At 61.1% G+C, this 22,358-nt stretch carries 19 protein-coding genes and 1 pseudogene; 14 read left to right on the top strand and 6 right to left on the bottom strand.

Features of this window, described 5'->3' with window-relative positions:
• Positions 1–7: 7 nt before the first annotated feature.
• The 4 genes from J2Y48_RS21885 to J2Y48_RS21900 all read left to right on the top strand — a co-directional run bounded on the left by J2Y48_RS21885 (position 8) and on the right by J2Y48_RS21900 (position 3,946).
• On the top strand, positions 8–1,207 hold the full coding sequence (locus tag J2Y48_RS21885) for a betaine/proline/choline family ABC transporter ATP-binding protein (RefSeq protein ID WP_310422534.1): 1,200 nt from the start codon (positions 8–10) through the stop codon (positions 1,205–1,207).
• On the top strand, positions 1,200–2,147 hold the full coding sequence (locus J2Y48_RS21890) for a proline/glycine betaine ABC transporter permease (RefSeq protein WP_310422537.1): 948 nt from the start codon (positions 1,200–1,202) through the stop codon (positions 2,145–2,147). The genes J2Y48_RS21885 and J2Y48_RS21890 overlap by 8 nt, the downstream gene beginning before the upstream one ends.
• A gap of 45 nt (positions 2,148–2,192) precedes the next feature.
• Positions 2,193–3,230 (top strand): glycine betaine/L-proline ABC transporter substrate-binding protein ProX, encoded by a 1,038-nt coding sequence (gene proX / locus J2Y48_RS21895; RefSeq protein ID WP_310422540.1) that lies wholly within the window; start codon positions 2,193–2,195, stop codon positions 3,228–3,230.
• Between the two features lie 89 nt (positions 3,231–3,319).
• Positions 3,320–3,946 (top strand): isochorismatase family cysteine hydrolase, encoded by a 627-nt coding sequence (locus J2Y48_RS21900; RefSeq protein WP_310422543.1) that lies wholly within the window; start codon positions 3,320–3,322, stop codon positions 3,944–3,946.
• Positions 3,947–4,017: 71 nt separating this feature from the next.
• Here J2Y48_RS21900 and J2Y48_RS21905 read toward each other — a convergent pair whose 3' ends face one another.
• A complete protein-coding gene (locus J2Y48_RS21905; protein ID WP_310422546.1) occupies positions 4,018–4,602 on the bottom strand; it encodes an amino acid synthesis family protein in 585 nt (194 codons plus the stop codon).
• Positions 4,603–4,819: 217 nt separating this feature from the next.
• Here J2Y48_RS21905 and J2Y48_RS21910 point away from each other — a divergent pair, with 217 nt between their 5' ends.
• Positions 4,820–6,514 carry a helix-turn-helix domain-containing protein gene (locus J2Y48_RS21910; protein ID WP_310422765.1) on the top strand — a complete coding sequence of 565 codons (1,695 nt, stop codon included), beginning with the start codon at positions 4,820–4,822 and terminating at the stop codon, positions 6,512–6,514.
• Between the two features lie 163 nt (positions 6,515–6,677).
• On the opposite strand, the gene J2Y48_RS21915 is transcribed toward J2Y48_RS21910, so the two are convergent.
• Entirely contained in the window at positions 6,678–7,382 is a 705-nt protein-coding gene (locus J2Y48_RS21915) for an FCD domain-containing protein (protein WP_310422549.1), read from the bottom strand.
• Between the two features lie 54 nt (positions 7,383–7,436).
• Between J2Y48_RS21915 and J2Y48_RS21920 the strand changes: the two genes are divergently transcribed.
• From J2Y48_RS21920 to J2Y48_RS21930, 3 genes and pseudogenes are all read left to right on the top strand, one after another.
• Positions 7,437–9,065 (top strand): gamma-glutamyl-gamma-aminobutyrate hydrolase family protein, encoded by a 1,629-nt coding sequence (locus J2Y48_RS21920; protein WP_310422552.1) that lies wholly within the window; start codon positions 7,437–7,439, stop codon positions 9,063–9,065.
• Between the two features lie 23 nt (positions 9,066–9,088).
• On the top strand, positions 9,089–10,153 hold the full coding sequence (locus J2Y48_RS21925; protein WP_310422555.1) for an amino acid ABC transporter permease: 1,065 nt from the start codon (positions 9,089–9,091) through the stop codon (positions 10,151–10,153).
• Positions 10,154–10,157: 4 nt separating this feature from the next.
• Positions 10,158–10,900: pseudogene (locus J2Y48_RS21930) on the top strand (amino acid ABC transporter ATP-binding protein).
• A 249-nt stretch (positions 10,901–11,149) separates the two neighbouring features.
• Here the strand turns inward: J2Y48_RS21930 and J2Y48_RS21935 are convergent.
• The 3 genes from J2Y48_RS21935 to J2Y48_RS21945 form a co-directional block, all read right to left on the bottom strand.
• Positions 11,150–11,920: an SDR family oxidoreductase gene (locus J2Y48_RS21935; RefSeq protein WP_310422559.1), complete on the bottom strand. Its 771-nt coding sequence runs from the start codon at positions 11,918–11,920 to the stop codon at positions 11,150–11,152.
• Positions 11,921–12,015: 95 nt separating this feature from the next.
• Positions 12,016–13,602, bottom strand: a complete 1,587-nt coding sequence (locus J2Y48_RS21940; protein WP_310422563.1) for an ABC transporter substrate-binding protein — start codon at positions 13,600–13,602, stop codon at positions 12,016–12,018.
• A 309-nt stretch (positions 13,603–13,911) separates the two neighbouring features.
• Entirely contained in the window at positions 13,912–14,679 is a 768-nt protein-coding gene (locus J2Y48_RS21945) for a class II aldolase/adducin family protein (protein ID WP_310422566.1), read from the bottom strand.
• A 97-nt stretch (positions 14,680–14,776) separates the two neighbouring features.
• Here J2Y48_RS21945 and J2Y48_RS21950 point away from each other — a divergent pair, with 97 nt between their 5' ends.
• From J2Y48_RS21950 to J2Y48_RS21965, 4 genes are all read left to right on the top strand, one after another.
• Positions 14,777–15,673, top strand: a complete 897-nt coding sequence (locus J2Y48_RS21950; RefSeq protein ID WP_310422569.1) for a LysR substrate-binding domain-containing protein — start codon at positions 14,777–14,779, stop codon at positions 15,671–15,673.
• Between the two features lie 61 nt (positions 15,674–15,734).
• A complete protein-coding gene (locus J2Y48_RS21955; protein WP_310422573.1) occupies positions 15,735–16,757 on the top strand; it encodes a GlxA family transcriptional regulator in 1,023 nt (340 codons plus the stop codon).
• 207 nt (positions 16,758–16,964) lie between these two features.
• On the top strand, positions 16,965–17,894 hold the full coding sequence (locus J2Y48_RS21960; RefSeq protein ID WP_310422576.1) for a 3-keto-5-aminohexanoate cleavage protein: 930 nt from the start codon (positions 16,965–16,967) through the stop codon (positions 17,892–17,894).
• Positions 17,895–18,137: 243 nt separating this feature from the next.
• The gene (locus tag J2Y48_RS21965) at positions 18,138–19,073 is read left to right on the top strand and encodes a 3-hydroxyacyl-CoA dehydrogenase NAD-binding domain-containing protein (RefSeq protein ID WP_310422578.1); all 936 of its coding nucleotides are present in this window, start codon (positions 18,138–18,140) and stop codon (positions 19,071–19,073) included.
• A 37-nt stretch (positions 19,074–19,110) separates the two neighbouring features.
• On the opposite strand, the gene J2Y48_RS21970 is transcribed toward J2Y48_RS21965, so the two are convergent.
• Positions 19,111–19,407: a hypothetical protein gene (locus J2Y48_RS21970; RefSeq protein ID WP_310422581.1), complete on the bottom strand. Its 297-nt coding sequence runs from the start codon at positions 19,405–19,407 to the stop codon at positions 19,111–19,113.
• Positions 19,408–19,778: 371 nt separating this feature from the next.
• Between J2Y48_RS21970 and J2Y48_RS21975 the strand changes: the two genes are divergently transcribed.
• Both J2Y48_RS21975 and J2Y48_RS21980 read left to right on the top strand, forming a co-directional pair.
• Positions 19,779–20,939: a PAS domain-containing protein gene (locus J2Y48_RS21975; RefSeq protein WP_310422584.1), complete on the top strand. Its 1,161-nt coding sequence runs from the start codon at positions 19,779–19,781 to the stop codon at positions 20,937–20,939.
• On the top strand, positions 20,939–22,342 hold the full coding sequence (locus tag J2Y48_RS21980; protein ID WP_310422587.1) for a sigma 54-interacting transcriptional regulator: 1,404 nt from the start codon (positions 20,939–20,941) through the stop codon (positions 22,340–22,342). The genes J2Y48_RS21975 and J2Y48_RS21980 overlap by 1 nt, the downstream gene beginning before the upstream one ends.
• The last annotated feature ends 16 nt before the right edge of the window (positions 22,343–22,358 follow it).

Genomic DNA, 22,358 nt, shown 5'->3' on the forward strand with positions numbered 1-22,358 from the left:
TACGGTCTTGAGCGAACGGCTTAAAGTTGAAGGACTATACAAGATCTTTGGCGAAGCGCCGCAAAAGGCGGTGGCCATGCTGGAAGGCGGTGCGGACAAGGACCGCGTGCTGAGCGAACTCGGCATGGTCGTGGGTCTCAGCGATGTGTCGCTTTCGGTTCCCTCGGGCGCGATCTACATGATCATGGGCCTGTCGGGATCGGGAAAGTCCACCCTGGCGCGCTGCATCAATCGCCTCAACGAGCCCAGCGCCGGACGCATCCTGCTCGATGGCCGCGACCTCGTGCCGCTTGGCGAAGCTGAACTGCGCGAGGTTCGCCGCACGCGCATTTCCATGGTGTTCCAGCATTTCGCGCTGCTGCCCAACAAGAGCGTGATCGCCAATGTGGAATTCGGCCTGAAGCTGCGCGGCGTGCCGGCTGCCGAGCGTCGCAGGCGCGCCGAGGAGGTGCTGGCCGTGGTCGGATTGGCGCGCTGGGCCTATCACCAGCCACACGAGCTGAGCGGCGGCATGCGCCAGCGCGTCGGGCTGGCGCGCGCGCTGGCGACGGATGCCGACGTTCTGATCATGGACGAGGCCTTCAGCGCGCTTGATCCGCTGATCCGGTCGGAGATGCAGGATGAGCTCCTGCGCCTGCAAAGCACTTTGCAGAAGACGATCCTGTTCATCACCCACGATTTCCAGGAGGCGCTGAAGCTCGGCAACCGCATCGCCATCATGGCTGATGGCAAGGTGGTGCGCGAGGGCGCACCGGAGGAAATCGTGCTCGACCCTGGCAGCGACTACGTCGCCTCGTTCACCCGCGAAGTGGACCGGGCCCGGCTTTTCGATGCGCGCATGGCCATGACGGCGGCGGAAGAGGTCGTCGAGATCGGCCAACTGCGCCTGGTGCCGGACGCGAGGACGGCGGATCTGATCGTCGTCGATGCGCAGATGCAGGTGCTGGGCGCGATCCGGGCCGGGGACGTGGAACGGATTCGCGCCGGCGCCGCGCCGGAGGACCTCGTCTCCGCCGATGTGGTTTCCGTGTCGGCGGATACCAAGCTCATCGATGCGGCCCGTCTCTATCGCAGCGGTCGACCGTTGGTCGTCGTCGATGAAGGACGGCGTCTGGTCGGGCGTCTCACTCCCGAACGGATGCTTGCGGAGATCGCCGCGCTTTCTTCCCAACCTCATGCGAATTCCACGGGAGCGCCCCATGCTTGACGCCGATGATCTGAACGTTTTCCCGGTCGACGCGTGGATCCAGGACGGTGTCGAGTGGCTGGCCTATAATTTCCGGCCGCTGTTCGTCGCGATCAAATGGCCGGTCGAAAGCCTGTTGAGATTCAATGAAACCGTGTTGCAGGCAACGCCCTTCCCGCTGTTCGTGGTGTTGGTCTTTCTGCTCGCCTATCGGTTGGCGAGCCTTTCGGTCGCCTGCTTCAGTGCCGTTGCGCTGATCGTGGTTGCCGCGCTCGGCGTCTGGGCCGATGCGATGACGACGTTGTCGCTCATCACCACGGCGATCCTGATCTGCACCGTGATTGGCATTCCGATCGGTGTCTGGTCGGCCCGCAACGATCGTGTCTGGGGCGTCGTTCGGCCCATTCTCGACATCATGCAGACGACGCCGACCTTCGTCTATCTGGTGCCGGTCGTCATGCTTTTCGGGGTGGGAACGGTTCCGGGTGGCGTGGCTGTCATTGTCGCGGCCGCGCCGCCACTGATCCGCTTCACCAATCTCGGCATCCGCATGGTGGACAAGGAACTGGTCGAAGCCGGCCACGCCTTCGGTGCGGACCGGCGCCAGCTTCTGTGGGAAATCCAGCTTCCGCTCGCCGTGCCGACCATTCTCGGCGGACTCAACCAGACGGTCCTGACCGCGATGGTCATGTCGGTGGTTGTCGCCATGATCGGAGCGGAAGGCCTCGGCCTCGTCGTTTTGCAGGGGCTGGGAAGGCTCGACGTCGGCCGTGCCGCCGTCGGCGGCATCGCCATCGTGCTCCTGGCCATGGTGCTCGATCGCATCACGCAGGCGCTCGCTTCGCGTAAACCAAATGCCAAGCGCAAGGCACCCTTTGCCTCGCGCTTCATGCGCACGCTGTTCTTCTCGCGGGATCGGGAGGAGATCAAGTCGGAGGAACCCGCCGCCCGGTCGGTCTGACCGGGATTGCGGATAATGGGACGTCATTCAACTGGGAGCATGACAATGAAACTGACGGGAAAGCATAAAATTTTCGCGGCCGCTGCCATTTTCGCGATGGCCGGCCAGCCGGTGCTGGCGCAGGACATGCCGGGCGAGGGCAAGACACTCAGGTTCGCCCGCAGCGACAGCCTCGGAGCCAACTATGTTCAGGACGTGATCCTGATCGAAGGGCTGAAGAAGCTCGGATATGACGTCCAGATGAGTACGCTCGGTTCGACCGCTTCTATGCTGGCCGCCTCGCAGGGCGATATGGATTTCGTCTCCGACATCAACATGCCGCAGCAGGAAGCCTCCTTCGTCAAGGTGAAGGACAAGCTGGATCTCATCGGCGAGGGCTCGATCATCGGCGGCGGTACCAATGGCTACTACGTCGACAAGAAGACCGCCGAGGCCCATAACATCACCAATATCGAGCAGCTCAAGGATCCGAAGATCGCGGCGCTGTTCGACACCAATGGCGACGGAAAGGCCGACATGGTCAATTGCGATCCCGGCTGGCGCTGCGGCGACGTCGTCGACTATCAGGTCGAGAAATTCGGGTTGAATGATACGGTGCAGACCGTGCGCGCCAAATATGAGGTGCTTCTGGCCGAGACCTTCGCCCGCTTCAAGCGCGGCGAGCCGGTGCTGCTCTACACCTGGACGCCTTCCTGGGTCACCGATACGCTGAAGCCGGGCGTCGATGCCGTTTGGCTGCCCATCCCCTTCGATGCGCTGCCGGAAAACGTCACTTCCGCCAATGGCCATCTGGTGGAGGGCATCGTCGGCTGCGCCGGGGGACAGGATCCTTGCCGGATGACGACGGGCTCCTGGAACTGGATGATGGCGGTCAACAAGGACTTCATCAACGCCAACCCCGCCGTCAAGAAATTCGTCGAGGTGATGCGCTGGCCGACCGCCACCTGGGCGCAGTGGGAAACGGAACTGAACAAGGACAGTTCGGACCGCTCCCTGCGCAAGCTCGGCGAAGCATGGATTGCCGAGAACCAGGCGACTTTCGACGGCTGGGTTGTCGAGGCTGCCAAGGCGGTCTCGCAGTAAGGCGCGCCGATATCCGCCAATGAGCGAGGGGCCGGTGTCGCGCAAGCGGCCGGCCCCGTTTTCATGCCATCCAAGGGAGCCCAAGACCCATGCTTGAAAATCTGAAGCGGCCGGCGCTTCTCGTTATCGACATGCAGAACGATTTCGTTCGCCGCGATGCGCCGCTCGAAGTGCCGTCGGCGCGGGATACGATCCCGGTCATCCGCGACCTGATCGGGAAATTTCGTCGAGCGAGCCTGCCGGTCGTCTATACGCGCTATGTCGCCGACGACCTGTACAAGCCCCTGGCGGCGCGTTTCGGCTGGATCGACCGCTTGCAACCGCCAATCAATGCCTGCGTTCCCGGTTTTCGCCGCCATTTTGCCGATCTTGGCGACGAGCGCGGCGTCATCGATGTCATCGACGAACTTCTGCCGCAGCCGGGCGAGGATGTGGTCGACAAAATCTATTACAGCGCCTTCCACCGCACCGATCTGGAGGAGAGGCTGCGCGCGCATGGGGTGGACGGCGTGGCAATTGTTGGCACGATCACCGAAATGTGCGTCGAGGACACCGCGCGACATGCCGTGCACTACGGCTATCCGACCATCCTCGTGGCCGACGGCCTGTCCTCCAATACGCCGCAGCAGCACGAGGCGACGCTCGCCGCCTTCGAACGCAACTACGGCTGGGTGTTGCCCGCGGACGAACTCGGCGCAGTGCTGAAACTGACCTGAGAGCCGCGCGCGAAAAAAAAGCGGCGGCGCATGGGCTGCGCCGCCGTGGATCTGCATTGCATCAGGGGCGATCAGGGCTGGCGGATGCCCATGTCCTCCATGTCCTGGAAGCGGTCGCCGATGCGGGCATGCGGCCGCCCGCCGTCGGACGCGCCGATGGCGATCAGGATCTCGTCGGCGCGGGGCGCATCTGCGATCTGGAAATTGAGCGTGATAAAATGGGAGCGGGTGCCGGTCGTCGTCTTGTGCGTCATCGGCAGCGACAACAGACTCCCGGCGGAGTTGCGGGTGTTGGTGAAGCTCAGATAGGCGGTCCCGCCTGCGGCCTCGCGAAACAGGTTTCCGAACCGCAAGGTGTGGATCAGGGCAGAGCCGTGCTCGATCTCGCCGTCAAGGCCGACGGCGGCGCATTTTCCATAGGCCTCGATGCGTTCCGGCTGCATCAGGCCCGTCAGCCGATCGGTCATTATCTTGCCGAGGACGGGCGCGTATTCGTTGATGATCGGCCGCAGGTCGTCGGTGAAGCCGCGACCCGCCCAGGGGTTCGTCAGGACGGCCGCGACCGCCACGGCGGTGACCGGGCGATCCGCCGGCTTGCTGCCCTCTACGAGCACTTCTTCGATGACGGTGAAGATCTTTCGGATTGTAAGTGTCATTGGCTGGTCGTGTCCTCCAGGGTTTTGCAGGCCCACAAAATCCTATTGACAGACGTCAAATTCATCCCTGTTTTATAGGATGAAACTCGGGTTTTATTCTTTGTTTCGAGGATGCGGTAAAATATTCATGGATATCAATTCGCTCATCACCGCGCTCGGCGATGTCGCCGACCTCATCAACAGCGGCAGCGATACGGATGCGACATTGCGGCAATTGGTGGTCGCGGCCTGCCGGCATGGCGACTGGCTGCGCGGCTCTATCATGAGCATAGACCTTGCCAGCGGCTATGGCTATGTCACCGTGCGGCATGACCCGACCTTGCAACTCGAGCGCCCGGAGGACCAATGGGTGCTGGCCACCAGCCCGTCGCTCGTCGCGCTGCGCGGTAACCAGCCGGTATTCATCCCGGACGCACAGGCATCGGACGAGTTTCCGGGGTTTCGCAAGGAGTCCCGCGAGCGAGGCTATTGCAGCGTCCTGGTGATGCCCATGCGCTGCACGGACCTGCTTGGTCGGCCAATGGTGCTGACGGTGAACTCCGAGCGAGTCAAGGATATCGGCCCGACGGACCTTGCCCTGATGAAGCTGATCGTCCAGCTCGGATCGATTGCGGTCGAGAAGCAGAAGGCGATCGCCGAGCAAAAGGACTCCGCCCTGCAGCGCGAGATGGTGTTGTCCACCCATACTCGATTGATGCAGCAAGCGATCTCGGACGATTCGGTCCAGAAGCTTTCCGACGCGATCCATCCGATCCTTCAGAGGCCGGTCCTGATCGTCGATTTGACGACCAATGCCATCCTGGCCGGCGCCTCCCCAAAGCCGAGGCTGTTCGATGACGGGGAATGGCATGAGATCGTCGAAACCCAGTTGCGCCCCCGCATCCGGCGGCTGCCCTTCGACACGATGCGGGAGGACGGCGTCACGCTGATCGAGTTTCCCATCACCCTGGAGCGCCACGGCTTCGGCTTGGCGGCCAGCGTCTACCCGCTGCGCATCGACGGGACGAGCGTCGGTGCTCTGATGGTTCTCGGTGACGACGGGCTGACCGAGTATGATCAGCTTCTGATCGGCAGCATCCGGCTGGCGGTCAGCGTCCAGCTAATGCGCAATCTGATCCGCTTCCAGTTCGAAAGGCGCAGCCTGGATGAGCTGTTCAGCGAAATCATCGACGGCAAATGGAAAAATGAGAACGACCTGGCCCAACGGGCGCTGAAGTTCGGGATCCGGCTCAATCGCCCCCATCGGATGATCGTTGTGTCCTTTGCCGAGAGTGACAACCTGGCAGCCGCGACGCTCGGCAATGTGCAGCAGGGCATCGCGTTGCTCTTCGACCGGGGCGGCTCCACTCCGGTGGTGGTCGGCCATGCGGATTGCATGATCATTCTCGTGCCGGCCACGAACAATCTGACGGACGAATATCTTCGCGAACTGATGATGAAGGTGATGCGCGAGATCCGCCTATACACCCCCATTGAGCCGGTATCGGTGTTGAGCGCTCTTTGTACCAGCCTGCAAGACTATCAGGGGCACTGGAAGAGCTGTCGCAACATTCTCGACATCGCCCAGGTCTTTGGGAAGCGGGGCATCCTTTCGGCCGAAGATTTAGGCCCTCTGCCGATACTGCTTTCAACCGCCAATGCGGATTATGTCCAGGAATTCGTCCGCCGCACCCTGGGAACGGTTCTGGATCACGATGAGGCGAATGAGACCCAGTTTCTTGCCACGTTGAAAGCCTACGTCAACACCGGATGCCGAAATCAGCAGTGCGCGGACGAACTGGGCATCCATGTCACGACGTTACGATATCGGCTTGCCAAATCAGCAGAACTGTTTGGGCTCAACCTCGATTCCCCGGCGAAACGATTCGATTTGGAGTTGGCGATACGCTTGTACGATCTTTGCCAGCAGTGAGTTATCGCGTCGCGGGATGTGACGACGCCCTTTCGGGCGGCGGGCGAAGGAAAATTGACGCAGATTCGGTCGATCGCAAGTTGACGTTTCGCTGCCTCAGCAGCTAGGCAGCGCCTGCACAAGGCGAACGTCAGAAGGCGATCTACACCGTTCCACCCCAGCCTCACAGCAGCATCGTCACCCAGCTGAAGGTGTCCTCGGCGTGGCGGATCATGGCCTCGCGGCCGGCGTTGCCGTTGCCGTGTGAAATCGCCTCGATGATTGGGTCGTGCGTATAGGCTGTCAGGCGTCTGCTGCCGATCGGTTTATCGATCGCGAGGATCACATCGGTCAGAGCGAGCTGGATCTCGGTTTCAGCCCGCAACAGGGCGGCGGAGCCTGATACTTCCGCAATCAGGCTGTGAAAGCGGGCGTCGGCAAACCGCAGATCGGGGAACTGGTGCAGGAGCCGGTCGAAATCCTTGCCGGCTTCTCGAATTTTGGTCAATGCCTCGGGACCAGCCCGTTCCGCTGCGAGAAAACAGGCTTCACCGGAAATGGCTCTGCGCCAGTCGGTGAGGTCGCGTAGCTCCGCTCGGCTTAGCGGCGCCCGCCGCGCCGCTTCCGCCAGGCGCAGGCCAACGTCGGCGGCGACGAAGTTTCCGCCGTTGCGACCGCGGACGGTTGTCAGCAGTCCCATGTCCCGCAATGCGCCAAGGGCAACTCGAACCGTCATGAGTGCGATCCCGAAGCCCTGCGCTAGCTCGATCTCCGGTGGCAGCCGGTCACCCGGTCGCAATTCGCCGGTAGCGATGGCCTCATGCAGGCGCCGCGCGACCAGGTTCGGCGTCGACTTCGAGGCATCACTTAACGAGGAAAGAAATTTCATTTGACCTCTAGAATATAGATGTTAAATGTATAGCAGTTAAATACCTGGAAGACCATGCCCAACACAACCTTTTCTGCCAAGCCGTCTCCGCCCGAAAACGAAGTCGTACACATCCTCGTCGTGGGCTCGCTGACGCCCCCCGATGTCAGCGACTATCTGAAAGGCGTTTTGCGCGAATTCTCCGACAGCGCGCTCTCGTCGCTTCGCCGCGGCAGCGGCGAGGTTCATTTCGTCGAGGCGTCGGCGCCGGACCGCGCGGCGGATGTGGCGCTCGACGGAATGGATGCGTTGCTGGTTCTCGGTGGTGCTGATGCGGATCCAGCCTGTTACGGCCAGCCGCGGGAGGCCGATACGATGTACGGTATCAACGCCGACGCTGACCGCTTCGAGCTTGCCTTGCTTCGTGATGCAGCAGCGCGTGACGTTCCTGCGCTCGGCATCTGCCGCGGTATGCAGCTCATCAATATCCTGCACGGTGGCGATCTTGTTCAGGAGATCGGTCCTGGCACCGTTCATAACGGCACGGCCGACAACTCGATCATGGTTTCGCATCCCGTCACGCTGGAACCCGGCTCGCGGCTCGATGCTATCTATGGTGGACGCGCGCTGTCGGTCCGGTCAGGCCATCATCAGGCGGTCGCGCGCGTGGGTGAGGGGCTTGCGGTCACCGCCCGCGCCGAGGACGGAATCGTCGAGGCTGTCGAGGCCGAGGGGTCGCACTGGATGGTGGGTGTGCAATGGCACCCCGAAGATCCCAAGGCACCGTCCGCCGATCTCGACCTGCTGATGACCGGCTTCATCGATGCGGCGCGGCAGCGCAAGCGCGCCCACATGAAACCGAACTTGTTTTTCGGCGCACTGGCGCTTGCCGCACTTCTGGCAGGGCCGGCACTGGCTGACGGCGTTGCGCCGAACTATGGCAATTGCGCACCCACTGGCGAAGCAGGCTCGATTAGCCTGAGCACCGTCGAACCCGATACGCTGATCGTCGCCACCGTTCTCCCCAATCCGGGTTGGTACAACGGCGTTTCTCCGGTGGCTGTCCAGGATGGCTACGAATACTGCATGGCGGCCCAGATCGCCCATCGCGCCGGTTTGGCCAATCTCAAGCTGATGAACCTGGCCTGGGATCAGTACATCTCCGGCACGGCCAAGGGATACGACATCGCCATCGCCTCGACCACGATTACCGATGCGCGCAAGCAGGTTTTTGATTTCAGCCGTCCCTATTTTGGCTCGAATCTCGGTGTTGCGGTCAAGGCCGGCACGGAATTGAGCGCGCAGACGCTGCGCAGCAAGCGCATCGGCGTTCTGCAGGGGAACATGGGGTCGGACTGGGTGGTCAACACCCTGAAGCCCGAGACCCAGCCAGCCCTCTACCAGTCGCAGCCCGACATGGTCACGGCGCTGATGGCCGGCCAGGTGGACGCGATCATTTCCGACACCACGCTCGTTCTTTCCGCCACCTCGGGCACCAATGGTGCGATCAAGGTGATCGGCCAGTTCGAGCTGAACCACGGCTACGGTGTAATCACGCCGAAAGGTTCGGAAAACAGCACGGTCGTCGATGCCGCAGTAGGAGCGATGATCGAGGACGGAACGCTGGCGGATCTTTCGAGCCGTTATCTTACGCCGATGTTCGGCGCCGATCCCAATAGCATTCCGGTCTGGCAACAGCCCTGATTTGGATCGGTGAAGGAGAGCGCATGACAATGCTGAGCCCCGCTCCGCGCAGTATGGGCCTTGCCGTGACCGCGACGGTCACGGCAGTTCTGCTGCTGTTTTTCATTGGCGTCCTGGGCGGGACGGTGCGAAGCGGCATCACCTCTGCCGGCTTGAGCACCTTTAGCCTGGGCACCATCGTGGCGGGGCTTGTCGCCGGAACATTGGCGCTGATGGCGGCACTTTCGGCGTTGCGGCTCTCACTTCGTGCTGCCGGGAGAACCGCCGCCGGCAAGGTGCTGGAAGCCCGCGCGGCGGCGGCGCAATCCCGGCAAAGCGCCTTTGTTACCTTCGGCCTCGCGCTGGCGGTCATGGTGGGTTTCGCCCTCATCCAGCTTCTGCTGATGAACGACGGAAACATCCAGCGAACCTTCCTGCAATGGGAACTGATGCAGGCCAGCGCCTGGGATGTGGCCATGGCCTTCCTGGTCAATATCAAGCTGGCGCTGATCTCGCAGGCGATCGTTCTCGCCTTCGGGCTGGTCCTGGCGGTGGCGCGGATGGCACCTGGCAGAGCCGGCGCGCCTTTGCGCGTCATGGCGGTGGCCTATATCGACCTGATGCGCGCCGTTCCCGCGATCATCGTGCTCTACCTGATCGGCTTCGGTCTGCCGCTGACCAATCTACCAGTAATTTCACGGCTATCGCCCGACTGGTTCGCGGTCATGGCGCTTTCGTTGACTTACAGCGCCTATGTTGCCGAGATCTATCGCTCGGGCATCGCCTCGATCCATCCCTCGCAATGGTCGGCAAGCCGGTCGCTCGGCTTCAGTTATCTCCAGACGTTGCGCTATTTTATCCTGCCGCAGGCGATCCGACTGGTGATCCCGCCGCTGCTCAGCACCTTTATCGCTCTGCAGAAGGATACCTCCCTGGTTAATGTCATCGGCACGCTCGATGCCTTCAACCAGGCCAAATTCTACGCCTCGTCCAGTTTCAATCTCTCCTCGGTGACGGTTGTGGCGATCCTGTTCGTGGTCATCACCATTCCGCAGACGCGCTATGTCGACTGGATGCTGGCGCGAGCGACCAAGCGCATGAGAGGTTGACCCCATGGCATTCATCGAAATCGACGGCCTGCGGAAAAACTACCATCTGCATGAGGTGCTGAAGGGCATCAATCTGCAGGTGGACCGCCATCAGGTGGTGACGCTGATCGGCGCCTCCGGTTCCGGCAAGTCGACGCTGCTGCGTTGCCTGAATGCGCTGGAAAGCATAGACGGCGGCACGATCCGGGTGGCCGGGGACGTGGTCTCCGGCCCCGGCGTCGACCTGAACCGGCTGCGCCGCAAGGTGGGCATGGTGTTCCAGTCCTTCAACCTGTTCCCACACATGACGGTGGAAGAGAACATCGCCATCGGCCCGGTCAAGCTGCTGACGAAAGCCGTGGCGCGGCACTAAAGCGCGCCCGCGACCTGCTGGAGCGCGTCAATCTCGGACACCGGGCGCAATACTACCCCGATCAGCTTTCCGGCGGCCAGCAGCAGCGTGTCGCCATCGTCCGCGCCATTGCCATGCAGCCTGAGGCGCTGCTTCTCGATGAAATCACCTCTGCACTTGACCCGGAGCTGGTGGCCGAAGTGTTGAACATCGTGCGCGACCTGGCGCGGGATGGAATGACGATGATCCTTGCCACCCACGAAATGCAGTTTGCTCGCGAGGTCTCGGATCTGGTTGTGTTTCTCGAGCAGGGAAAACTGCTGGAGGCGGGACCGCCGTCGCAGATATTCGGCAACCCGAAAGAAGAACGCACGCGTGAGTTCCTCCGGCAAATCATTGAGGCGGGGCGGTTGTGATGCGGAACTGGTCGGTGCTGCCATGTTTGGCAGCCCGCTCGGAACGCGCGCCGGTCGCCCACGCCGAGTAGGCCTCCGGCAAGGCGCCCGGCCAACTTGGGGCTCCGGCAGCGTCCATCGTCGTCGCCGATCGTGGGCGCAACGGCTGGCGGCACCTGATCGACTTGGTTCGACAGCGCGGCAGCGCGGTTTACGTCCCGACCCAATCTGAAATGACCGCGACGAACGACACTGCGATCTTACCGAAACCTATATGTGATAGGTCTCGGTGTGTCCGTCGATCGCTATGGCTTGCCCGCTGATCATACTTGCAGCAGGCGAGGATAAGAACAGGCACAAGTCCGCTATTTCTTTCGGCTCGACAAATCGCTTGATGGATTGGCCGCTGGTGTATTCGCGCCTGATTTCTTCCGGCGATGTCGATCGCATGGAGGCTTCGGCGGCGATGACGCGGTTCATGCGATCACCGGAGACAGATCCTGGGCAGATTGCGTTGACGCGGATGTTCCAGTCGCCGAGTTCGATGGCCATCGATTTGGTGAGGCCAACGACGGCCCATTTTGCCGCTGCGTAGGGCGTTCGCAGTCCATAGCCGAATAGCCCGGCCGTGGAAGACAGGTTGATGATGCTGCCGCTCCGTTTCTCCTTCATCAGCGGAATGGCGCAGCGGCTCGTCAGGAATTGGCTGTTCAGGCACACGTCGATGCAGTTGTGCCAGCTTTCAACCCCAATGTTCTCAAGCCTCTCCGTTGGGCCGGCAATCCCGGCATTGTTGATGAGAATATCGACGCCGCCTGCCTCGGCCTTCACCTTGGCAAACCACGCTTCGATTTCCGTCGACGAGGTAACGTCGACCCGGCTTGCCACGATCTCTGGGCTCCTTGCCGACATCTCGTCGATTGCCTTGGCATCGGTATCGGAGACGAAGACACGATGGCCTGCGGCCGCAAATGCTTCGGCGACCGTCCGGCCGATTCCCGACGCCGCCGCGGTTATCATAACGATCAACGGAACGGTCATCGCGCTCCTACCTCCAAAATCAAGCAAACTGACATGTCATGATGTGATTGCTGCGAGCGGCGTCATCCTCAGCCGCTCGCGCAACGAACCGGATGTTACGTGTTCGTCAGCCAACATTTGACCGGCGCCAGCGCGTTCATCAGCGGGGCGTTCGGATCATCGGTCCAGCCGCCGACATTCTGACCCACGGCGTCGATGAAATTGCTGAACATCGGCACGATAGTCCCGCCTTCGTCCCGAACCATCAGAGCGAGCTTGCCGTAAAGGGCGGCGCGCTTCTCGGCGTCGAGCTCGCCGCGGGCGAGAACGACCGTGCGGTCGAATTCGGGGTTTGAATAGGCCGATTCATTCCACGCGGCCCCTGTCGTATAGATCGTCGAATAGACCATGTCCTGGGTTGGCCGCCCGTTCCAGTAGGAGGCGCAGAACGGCTTCTTGTTCCACACGTCCGACCAGTAACCGTCGCCCGGGATGCGCTTGATCTCGAGGGGTATTCCTGCCGCTGCGGCGCTCTGCTGAAAGAGCTGGCAGGCGTCGACAGCGCCGGGGAAGGCCACTTCGGACGTCTCGATCACGACAGGACCCTGGTGACCCGATTTTTTGAAATGAAAGCTCGCCTTATCGGGATCGTAGACGCGCTGCTCCAGATCATTAGCGAAGAACGAATAGAGGTTGTTGATCGGAACGTCGTTGCCCAGTGTGCCGTGGCCCAGCAGTACCTTATCCAGCAGAGACTGGCGGTCGACCGCATATTTCAAGGCAAGGCGCAGGTCGTTGTTGTCGAAAGGCTGCGCGTTGGTCCGCATGACCAGAACGTAGTGGCCGCGGCTCGGTACCGATTTGACGGCGACGGTTTTCATGCCCGCCAAAAGTGCCGCGACCTTCGGCGCAACGCGATTGATCATGTCCACCTGACCCGCTTGAACGGCGGCGACGCGGGCGGTGTCGTCATTGATGATCGTCACATCCAGCGTGTTGGCGTGACCTCGGGAGTCATCCCAGTAGTCGGCATACTTCTCGAAAACGTACCGCACGCCAGGCTGTTGGCTAACGACTTTATACGGTCCCGCGGCGATCCCGTCGGCCGGGTTCGCGCGGCCGCCCTCTGGCTGGATGACCAGATGGTAATCCGCCATTATGTAGGGGAAGTCGGCGTTCGGATCCTGCAGCTCGGCAATGAACTCGTTACCGGAGGCGGTCATCTTGGTGATGCCTGCCATGAGGCCAAGGGCGGCCGAATTGCTCTTGCTGTCGGCGTGGCGCTTCATCGTCTCGACGACGTCGTTGGCGGTCACGGGCTTGCCATTGTGGAAGGTCACGCCTTCGCGGATCTTGAACGTCCAGGTCTTGGCGTCCTTCGAGGAGCCGAACTCCGTAGCCAGACGCGGCACGATATCTCCCTTTGCGTCGACTTCGAACAGCTTCTCGCCGAATTGCGCGATGAGGGTATTCGGCCCTTCTGCGGACGCCAGTGCCGGATCGAGTGTGTCCGTCGACTGGCCGCCGCCGAGGCCTACGCGCATCGTGCCACCCTTGACCGGACCCTCGGCGCGGGCTGCATGTGCAAGAAGGCCGGGTGCCAATGCGGCTGCGCCCAGCATGGCCGCGCGCCCCAAGAAGGACCGCCTGTCCATTTTTCCACGGGCGACCAAAGCCGCCAGGTACTTCAACTCGTCAGTCATTAGAACCTCCTCCCAACTTGGTTCTGGACATCATCTGCCAACCACCATTTGCCGTTGGCACCCTGGTGGTTCACACCAAGCCAGCTTCAAAGGCTCGCACGTTTGCGGCTGGCTATATGACTATTTCGGACAGTAATTTGAGATTTTTGGACATCGGGACGCCGCGCCGGGGACATGCTGACAGGCCATCGTTTTACCGCCATGCAACGGGTCCGCACTCGTTGCTGGTCGGCAAATTTGCGAGCGTTTGTATGGCTTTCAGATTGAATGGCCGCTGCGTCCGGTGAGGGTCTCGAACGGCAGGGTGATCTACCTCATATAGCTTGGATCAACACCATCGAGCAGCGCTTTCAGCTCTGAAAAGTGAGCCACGTGGAAGTCGCCGATATCCTCCCATTGTCGTGCCGTCTTCTCTGCAACCTCGTGATCGAGAATGCTCAACTGACGTTGCGTGGAGTACGCAAGCACAAGAGTTTTGCAGGCCTTCTCAAAGTAGTAGAGACGATCGAAAGCCTCCGAGATCGACGATCCTATTACCATCACTCCGTGATTGCCCATGATCATTGCTTTATGGTCGCCGAGAACGGTCGCAATTCGATCTGCTTCTTCTGTCGCATCGGCAAAGCCTCCATAGGCTCGGTCGATGGCAACTCGCTGATAGAACCGGCAGGTGTTCTGATCGATGGGCTTGATCTCGGGGTCCTCGAGGCAGGCCAGTGCCGTGGCGTAATCCGAGTGGACGTGCAAGATGACGCGGGCTGAGGGGTTTACCGCGTGAAGGCGGCTATGGATCGCCCAAGCCGTTTCGTCCGGTGCATCTGGTCGGGACATCGTCTCGCTGTCGGTCGCGTCGAGCAGGAGGAGTTCGGAGGCGCGGATCCGTGAGAAATGTCGCCACTTCGGATTGATAAGGAACTTCGAGCCGTCGTCGGAAACCGTAACGCTGAAGTGATTGGCGACGCTCTCATGCCAATTGAACATTGCTGCCAGGCGAAATGAGGCGGCAAGATCCTGGCGAAGGCCGATGTTGTCGACATTGGATCCAAATGAAAATGCGTCTGTCGCTGTCATGGTCATGTTCGTTCTCCTCCACCCTTGGAGCGAGCATAGGAACGAAGATTCAAGTCGGGAAATGACGTCTTGTTGTAACTCTCATGACAAACTATCATGACGCATGCCGTCACAGATACCTGACATCCGTCAATTGCAGGCCTTCCTGGCCGTTGCGTCCGAACTAAGCTTTACCGGTGCCGGTGCAAAGCTCAATCAGACACAATCGGCGATCAGCCATCAGATCCGCAAGCTGGAGTCACAGCTGGGAACTGCGCTGTTCAATCGGAATACGAACCAGGTCGAAATTACGGAAGCCGGCGCGGCGCTCCACCTGAAGCTCAGGCCTATAATTAAGCAACTTGATGTTCTCTTTGATACGAGGGTCGCTCCGAACGACCGTACTGTTCTGGAGATTGAACTGGAAACAGGGTTTGCCACGTTCTGGCTTACCCCACGACTGGCGGACTTTACCGAGCGCTTTCCTGAAATCGATATCACCATAAATGTTTCCCATCGTCGGCTTGAATTTGTCGGCAACACCGAACTTGCCATCAAATGGGGCGACGAAGATTGGCGCGGGTTTTCTTCTGAGCGCCTCATGGAACTTCGACTTACTCCAATGTGTGCTCCCGCTTTGGCGCGCAAACTCAAGAAGCCGGAAGACATTCTCGGGCAAGTGCTGTTGCACGAAAAAGACTACGCTCTGTGGAGCCAGTGGTCGTCCGTAGCAGGGCTTGCCGGGACTTCTGTGGAATCGGGACACGTATTCCAGGACACCGCGATGCTACATCACGCAGCCGTTCGCGGCCACGGAGTGGCGTTATTCGCGGTTGAACTAGCCGCGGAGGCGACAGCGAAAATGGAGTTGGTCGCGCCATTTTCCGATATGGTTTTGTCGACGACCCATGCCTACTATCTGGTCACGCGAACGAGACGCCTTACCGCAGCGGGAAAAAGCTTCGCGCAATGGGTCAAGGGTCAGGTCGCAATGGATATGGCGTTGAATTACGCTGGTTAAGTGATGTACGGCACGAGCTTACGGCTGATCGCCAAAGTATAGATTTATACCTATCTGGACCATGACGAACATAGACCGCCCCCCTGTTCAAATACTCATCCTGGTCACGCCGAACTTCAATCTGGCTGCGACAACATCGTTCATCGACCCGTTTCGGGCAGCAAACTATCTGGAAGGGGACACCAGATTCCGCTGGGTTCTGGCATCTGCACCTGGTGGCCGGTGCCAGGCAAGTAACGGTCTCGTAGTCGAGACGGAGAAGCTCGCCGAGTTCCAGAACGAGGCGTTCGACATCGTCGTCATGTCAGCGAGCTGGACGCCGGAGGCCGGAAGAACGCCACAGCTTCTCGCCTCCTTGCGGAAATGGGCGCGGGCGGGAAGCATCATCGGCGCCCTCGATACGGGCGCCTTCATCGTGGCGGACGCCGGTTTGCTGCGTGGCCATCGGGCGACCGTGCACTATGAGCATATCGATGCCTTCAAGGAACTGCACGGTGACGTTGACGTGTCCGAAGACATCTTCGTTCGCGACGGAAAGCGTTTCACCTGCTCGGGTGGTATCGCCTCGTCGGACATCGCGCTCCAAATCATTCGAGCAAGCTCCGGGGATGCGCTCGCCAATGCATCGGCCCGCTACGTCTTCCACCCGTCGCTGCGACCGGCGGGCACGTCGCAGAACCCGGCGAATGCCGAGCCAATCGGAACGTATATCCCCGGCATGATCCGACAAGCTATCGTCGTCATGGAGCAGCATCTCGAAAACGCCCTCTCTATTCCCGAAATCGCGGACCGGGTTAAAATCTCCCATCGGCAACTCAATCGGCTATTCATGCGATACGTGGGGAAGTCGCCTGCCACCTATTATCGCGATATCCGGCTCGACCGTGCGAGAGGGCTGGTCACGCAAACCGACATGCCGATGTCCGAAATCGCCATCGCATCGGGGTTTGCCAGCCAGGTGCACTTCAGCAGGGCCTATCGCGAGCGGTTCGGCCTATCGCCGCGGACGGATCGTGTCGAGGGCAGGGTTCCCTTCGAGTTCCGGGCCTGGCCGATGCATCGCAAGTCCGGCGTCAGGTCCTAAGCGAGCAAGACTGCGACGAAAAAAGATAAACCAGCGGCGTACGGCGCACAGAAAGAGCATTCGACTGGCGGGAAGTTAGAACGTCCGCGACGATATCGCAAATTCTAGTGAACTGTCTGGCGAGCGACGAAGCCAAGCACGCGACCTGACAACGATGGGTTCTGGGTGGCGGCCTTTCGGCCCAAGTTCAACAAATGAGGCTCTGACGTGTCGAAATCCGTTATCATTACCTGCGCGCCGACCGGCGGCATCCACACGCCCACCATGTCGGAGCATCTTCCAATCACGCCCTCGCAGATCGCTGAGGCGAGCATCGAAGCGGCGGAAGCGGGGGCCGCGATCATCCACCTCCACGCCCGCAACCCCGATAACGGCAGGCCGGATCCGAACCCTGACCTGTTCATGGAATTCCTCCCGCGCATCAAGCAGTCGTGCAACGCGGTTCTCAACGTCTCCACGGGCGGCGGACTCGGCATGACGCGCGAGGAGCGTCTGCGCGCCGCAACCCGGGCGAGCCCGGAAATGGCATCCCTGAACGTCGGCTCGATGAACTTCGGCATCTTCCCGATGCTCCAGAAGTATTCCAACTGGAAGCACTCCTGGGAACCCGAATTTCTGGAGATGACGCGGGACTTCATATTCCGGAACACCTTCGGCGACATCGAATACACGGTGAAGGAACTCGGCGATGGCCACGGGACAAAATTCGAGTTTGAATGCTACGATCTCGGCCATCTCTACAACCTTGCTTGGATCATCGATCAGGGCTGGGTGAAGCCGCCGTTCTTCGTGCAGATGGTGTTCGGAATCCTCGGGGGTGTTGGGCCGGACCTCGACAACCTCATGCACATGCACACAATTGCTAACAAGCTGTTCGGCAACGATTACGAATGGTCGGTGCTGGCCGCCGGTCGTCATCAGATGCCGTTCACAACGCAGTCTTCACTCCTCGGCGGCAACGTTCGCGTGGGCATGGAGGACAGTCTCTATATCGGTCCCGGTGAAAAGGCGATCTCGAGCGCCCAGCAAGTGCGCAAGATCCGGACCATCGTCGAAAATCTCGGCCTCAGGGTCGCGACGGCCGAGGAGGCGCGCGCGCGGCTCGGCCTCAAGGGCGCCGACAAGGTGGCGTTCTGATGCGAGGCAGCCTTGGGCAGGTGGACGCCGCGGTTAGGGATTTGGACGCCACCGCGCTCGCAAGCGACCCCAGAAAGTCTGGAGCGGTTCTATCGTCCGCGATCCGGCCCAACGGTTCCGAAAACCGGAGGACGCGGCGAACTCCGTGTTTGGCAGATTTCGCCGCGAAGTCCCGTTCGCGACCGGCCATTGTGGTCGCTGGCGGGCTGACCGCCCCATCCCCCTTTAACCTGGATTATTTTGATGAGCGAATTCAAGCAAACTGCAGTACTGGGCGCTGGTGTTATCGGTGCGAGTTGGACGGCTCTCTTCCTCGCTTCCGGACGGGACGTGGCGGTTCACGACATTTCTCCAACAACCGAGAAGACCGTCAGAGACTATGTAAGTCGCGCCTGGCCTACCCTTGAAGATCTCGGTTTGGTGAAGGGCGGCAGCCCCGACCGCGTTCGCTTCTGCAAATCGGCCGCTGAAGCCGTCGAGGGTGCGTCGTTCATTCAGGAGAATGTCCCGGAGCGCATCGAGATCAAGCGCGCGCTCTATGCAGAAATCGAATCTTTACTCAGCGCCGATGCCATCGTGGCCACTTCCGCCTCCGGGCTCACGCTGAGCGAGATGCAGACAGGCTGGAAGGACCCCGGCAGGTTTGTGCTGGGCCATCCCTTCAACCCGCCGCACCTAATCCCGCTGGTCGAAGTTATGGGGAACGAGCGAACTGCGGATGGGGTCGTGGAGGCGGCCGAGCGCTTCTACGATGCGGTGGGCAAGGTTACGATCCGCGTCAACCGCGAGGTGCCCGGCCACGTGGCAAACCGTCTCCAGGCGGCAGTTTGGCGCGAAGCCATCCATCTCGTGAAATCCGGCGTCGCCAGCGTCGAGGACGTCGATAAGGCGATGTGGGCCGGACCGGGCTTGCGCTGGGCCGCGATGGGGCCGACCATGCTTTTCCACCTCGGTGCGGGCGAGGGCGGCCTTGCCGCTTTCTGCGAGCGCTATACGGACAGTTTCAATCGCTGGTGGGACGATCTCGGCGTCCTTCATCTCGACGCTGCGATTGCAGAGACGCTCGTTGCCGGCGTGACCCAGGAAGCCAACGGCCAGTCGCCGGCGGACCTTTCCGCGCAGCGGGATGCACTGATCGCGAGCATCCAGAAGGCGATGGCTCCGCTTCGCGCGAACTAAAAGCGGGATCACATCAAGCGGCCAACCGCTGCCGCTGTCACTTGAGGAGGCCGAGTGCCCGCTGGTGCCGGAATAGAAGGAGGCCGTCGCGCTTTGCGAACGCATGGCCCATTCGAACGCCGATCAGTCGCTCACCGTTCTGGGCGCCTATGTTTTCTATGATCGCGCGCTGACTCTCTTCCTGCTTCCGCCCGCGGAACAATGCCGAGGAAACGCGCATCTGTCGTTGCAGGCGACCCTGCGTCAGCGCCGCAGGAACGCGTTCCGCGGTGTGCTCGACCCCTCGGGCCGGGCGAGCGAAGTCCTGTTCGGGGCGCGATTCGGCCGTTCGCATCCCCCGATGAAATTCCTGAACGCCGTCCGTCCGCTTCGCTGACGCAGCCACGTTCGGAACGCGCCGCCAAGCCAGTCCCAGACGCCGTCGTCGAGGTTGAGCTTAAAGCGGACATCGTATTGGCGGGAGTTTCGTCGCCTTCGCGCCAACATCGGTCATTGCCAGGCACCTCACCTATAGCCCACGGCACGACGGCCAGCTTGCGTGCGCAATTCCGCATCACTTTGATGCGGTAGCGCCGACACACGTCGGTTTCAAAGCACATTTTCGTTGCGCTGCCCGTTTCCAGCTTGTTTTCATCGCCCACCAAGGCTCGACTGCTGCGCATTGGCGACAAGCGGCATCGGGGCATCAACGCCGCAGGGATGGAAATGAAGACACCACCACTGACCACCACTGGTTCCGATGGCCTGATGATCGACTGGATCGATGAGGAAGGCCGTGTCTATGCCGTCAGCCCCCATGAAGCCAGAGAACTTGAAGTCGACGTCGAGAAGGGCGGGACGATCGCGCTCGAGCGCATCTACAGCAGCACGTCCGCGCAGATGCTCAAGGCGATAGCCAGGGGCGAAACGCCCCCCGATCCCTCATTTCCCGTCTGGGTGAACTCGCCCTCCTACAGCGAAATCCCGATGGTGGCGACCGTTGTTCGCAACCCGGGCCAGGGTATCGCCGTGGTGAAGCAGGCGCTGTCCGCCTCCTTGCTGGGCATCGGAATCGAGCTTTCGGAACGGATGGAGATCCTTTCCCAGATGATCGGGGCTGCGACCGACGCATGCTGGTGCATCGAATTCCTGGAGCCCGTGGACATATCGCTATCGGAAGAGGAGATCGTCGACAGCATTTTCAAGAAACAGAGCCGGTGGCGGGCCTGCAACGATGCGATGGCTCGGCTCTACAGGGTGCCACCGGAACTGGACTTCAACATGCAGCCCGTGGCTCGCTATTTTCCGGACACCGAAGTCAACCGCGAAATGGTGAGAGAACTGGTCAGGGCGAACTATCGGCTAGACCGAGCCGCTGCCATCGACCGACGGCACGACGGCAGCGAAATGTTCGTCGAAAACGACTTCCGCGCCGCCATCCGGGACGGCCTTCTGATCCGCCTTTGGGGCACGACGCGCGACATCAGCCCTTTCAAGGAGCGGGAGCAGCGGTTGAACGACCGAGCGGACACGATGCAGGACATCCTGAGCGCAACGCCCGATCCGATTCTCGTGATCTCGGAAGAGGGAACAATCCTTGCTGCAAATCCCGCGACACAGACCGCCTGGGCGCACGAGGCGGAGGACATTCTCGGGCGTCCCATTCAGCGTTTCGTGGAGACCAGGAACGCAGCAGAGAAACTTCGTTCGGCGGCCTCAGAGAACGAAGACGGCGAATGCGATCTCGCGGTCATCTCGGCGGACCGCACCAAGGACATCTGGAGGTTTCATGCCTCCCGCCTGGAGGGCGAAGTGCGCAGGTATGTCGTGACCGCGCGCCGCAAGACCAAACGCCGCCCGCGTGTCCTCACCGAGGAGGCGTTCTGATGAAGTTCTATTCCAACGACATAACCAACCTTTCGTCCCGCCGGCTCCGCCCCGGATTCATCGACGATCCCCAATTCGCATCTTTCCTCGAGGCGCTCCCGGACGGGGCCGCACTTCTCGACACCGACGGGCGCATCAAGCTGGTCAATGCCAAGATCGAAATGCTGTTGAACCTGGGACGACGCGACCTGGTTGGCACGGACCTGGCAAAGCATGCGAAGACCGCAGGTCCAGTGGTGGCAAAGCTCTGGACCGGCCTCCAGCAATTGAAGCGAACAGAGGTCACCGGTGCTCTCAATTCGCAGCGCCAGGTGGTGGCCGCCATTACAATCCTCAGGACGCAGGATGGGGGCGCTTATGGGGCGCTCTTGACCATGCGCGAGGCCAACCGGGCCTCCCGACCGGTCGATGGGTCGGAGAACTTCCGGTTCGACGAGACGTCAACCCGGACGAAGACCTCGTTCCTCTCAACCCCGCATTCCGTGGCCTTGTCGACACGTGCGGAAGCGGCCCTGGCACGTGGCGCGAGCGTCCTGCTCACAGGCGAAACGGGAACCGGAAAGACGGAGATGGCCCGGCTCATCGGAAGGGCAAACGATGCAGGCGCGCCGCCATTCGTCCATGTCCGCTGCGGATTGATTTCCGATGGGCAGTTCGAGGCCGAGATGTTCGGCATCGAGCCGGGCTCGCGGCTCGACACCTCGACGCGTGGGAAACTCGGCTACGTGGAAGCTGCCGACGGCGGCATCCTCTTTCTCGACCAGATCACCGACCTCGGCCCGTCCGCGCAGGCAATGCTCGTGGCCTTCCTCGAGACGCAGACATTCAGCCGGGTCGGGTCGGCGCAACGACGTCACGCGAAACTGCAGATCATAGCGGCAACGAACGCCGACATGGACGAGCTGATGGGAGAAGGCTTGTTCAGAAGAGACCTCTATTACCGCGTGGCGGTAATGACCTTCGACCTCCCCCCTCTCCGCGGCGACACGGCGGTCATCGACACGCTTCTTGACCACCACCTCGCCGCACTCAACGTGGGCAGGAAGCCAGTCTTGCGGCTCTCCAGTGAGTTCCGTGAGCTGGCGCACGCCCATCAGTACCCCGGCAACATCCGGGAGCTGATCAATATCCTGGAGCGCGCCGGGGCGTCGGCGAGCGAGCTTGCGTCAGCGGAACACTTCATCGGACCGAGTGCGGGGTCCGCCCGGCCAGCGTCGCCGGTCAATCAGGCTCCGCCCCACCCAATCGGCAGCCGCGCAGGAAACTTCAAGGACCTGGTCCAGGAGTTCGAGACGTGGGTGCTGGAAAAGTCCATCGCAGAGAATGGAAGCAAACGAAGCGCCGCCAAGGCGCTCGGCATCGATATTGCGACGCTCGTCCGAAAGACGAAGCGGAGATCATAGACGTCAATCAAAAAAG

This window comes from Mycoplana sp. BE70 (genome assembly GCF_031455855.1).
GTDB lineage: Bacteria > Pseudomonadota > Alphaproteobacteria > Rhizobiales > Rhizobiaceae > Mycoplana.

Coding starts and splice junctions, on each gene's coding strand:
- J2Y48_RS21940 (WP_310422563.1), bottom strand. CDS start 13,602: ATGACTGACGAGTTGAAGTACCTGGCGGCTTTGGTCGCCCGTGGAAAA.
- J2Y48_RS21925 (WP_310422555.1), top strand. CDS start 9,089: ATGACAATGCTGAGCCCCGCTCCGCGCAGTATGGGCCTTGCCGTGACC.
- J2Y48_RS21975 (WP_310422584.1), top strand. CDS start 19,779: ATGAAGACACCACCACTGACCACCACTGGTTCCGATGGCCTGATGATC.
- J2Y48_RS21900 (WP_310422543.1), top strand. CDS start 3,320: ATGCTTGAAAATCTGAAGCGGCCGGCGCTTCTCGTTATCGACATGCAG.
- proX (WP_310422540.1), top strand. CDS start 2,193: ATGAAACTGACGGGAAAGCATAAAATTTTCGCGGCCGCTGCCATTTTC.
- J2Y48_RS21950 (WP_310422569.1), top strand. CDS start 14,777: ATGCCGTCACAGATACCTGACATCCGTCAATTGCAGGCCTTCCTGGCC.
- J2Y48_RS21905 (WP_310422546.1), bottom strand. CDS start 4,602: ATGACACTTACAATCCGAAAGATCTTCACCGTCATCGAAGAAGTGCTC.
- J2Y48_RS21955 (WP_310422573.1), top strand. CDS start 15,735: ATGACGAACATAGACCGCCCCCCTGTTCAAATACTCATCCTGGTCACG.
- J2Y48_RS21980 (WP_310422587.1), top strand. CDS start 20,939: ATGAAGTTCTATTCCAACGACATAACCAACCTTTCGTCCCGCCGGCTC.
- J2Y48_RS21915 (WP_310422549.1), bottom strand. CDS start 7,382: ATGAAATTTCTTTCCTCGTTAAGTGATGCCTCGAAGTCGACGCCGAAC.
- J2Y48_RS21890 (WP_310422537.1), top strand. CDS start 1,200: ATGCTTGACGCCGATGATCTGAACGTTTTCCCGGTCGACGCGTGGATC.
- J2Y48_RS21945 (WP_310422566.1), bottom strand. CDS start 14,679: ATGACCATGACAGCGACAGACGCATTTTCATTTGGATCCAATGTCGAC.
- J2Y48_RS21920 (WP_310422552.1), top strand. CDS start 7,437: ATGCCCAACACAACCTTTTCTGCCAAGCCGTCTCCGCCCGAAAACGAA.
- J2Y48_RS21970 (WP_310422581.1), bottom strand. CDS start 19,407: ATGCGAACGGCCGAATCGCGCCCCGAACAGGACTTCGCTCGCCCGGCC.
- J2Y48_RS21935 (WP_310422559.1), bottom strand. CDS start 11,920: ATGACCGTTCCGTTGATCGTTATGATAACCGCGGCGGCGTCGGGAATC.
- J2Y48_RS21965 (WP_310422578.1), top strand. CDS start 18,138: ATGAGCGAATTCAAGCAAACTGCAGTACTGGGCGCTGGTGTTATCGGT.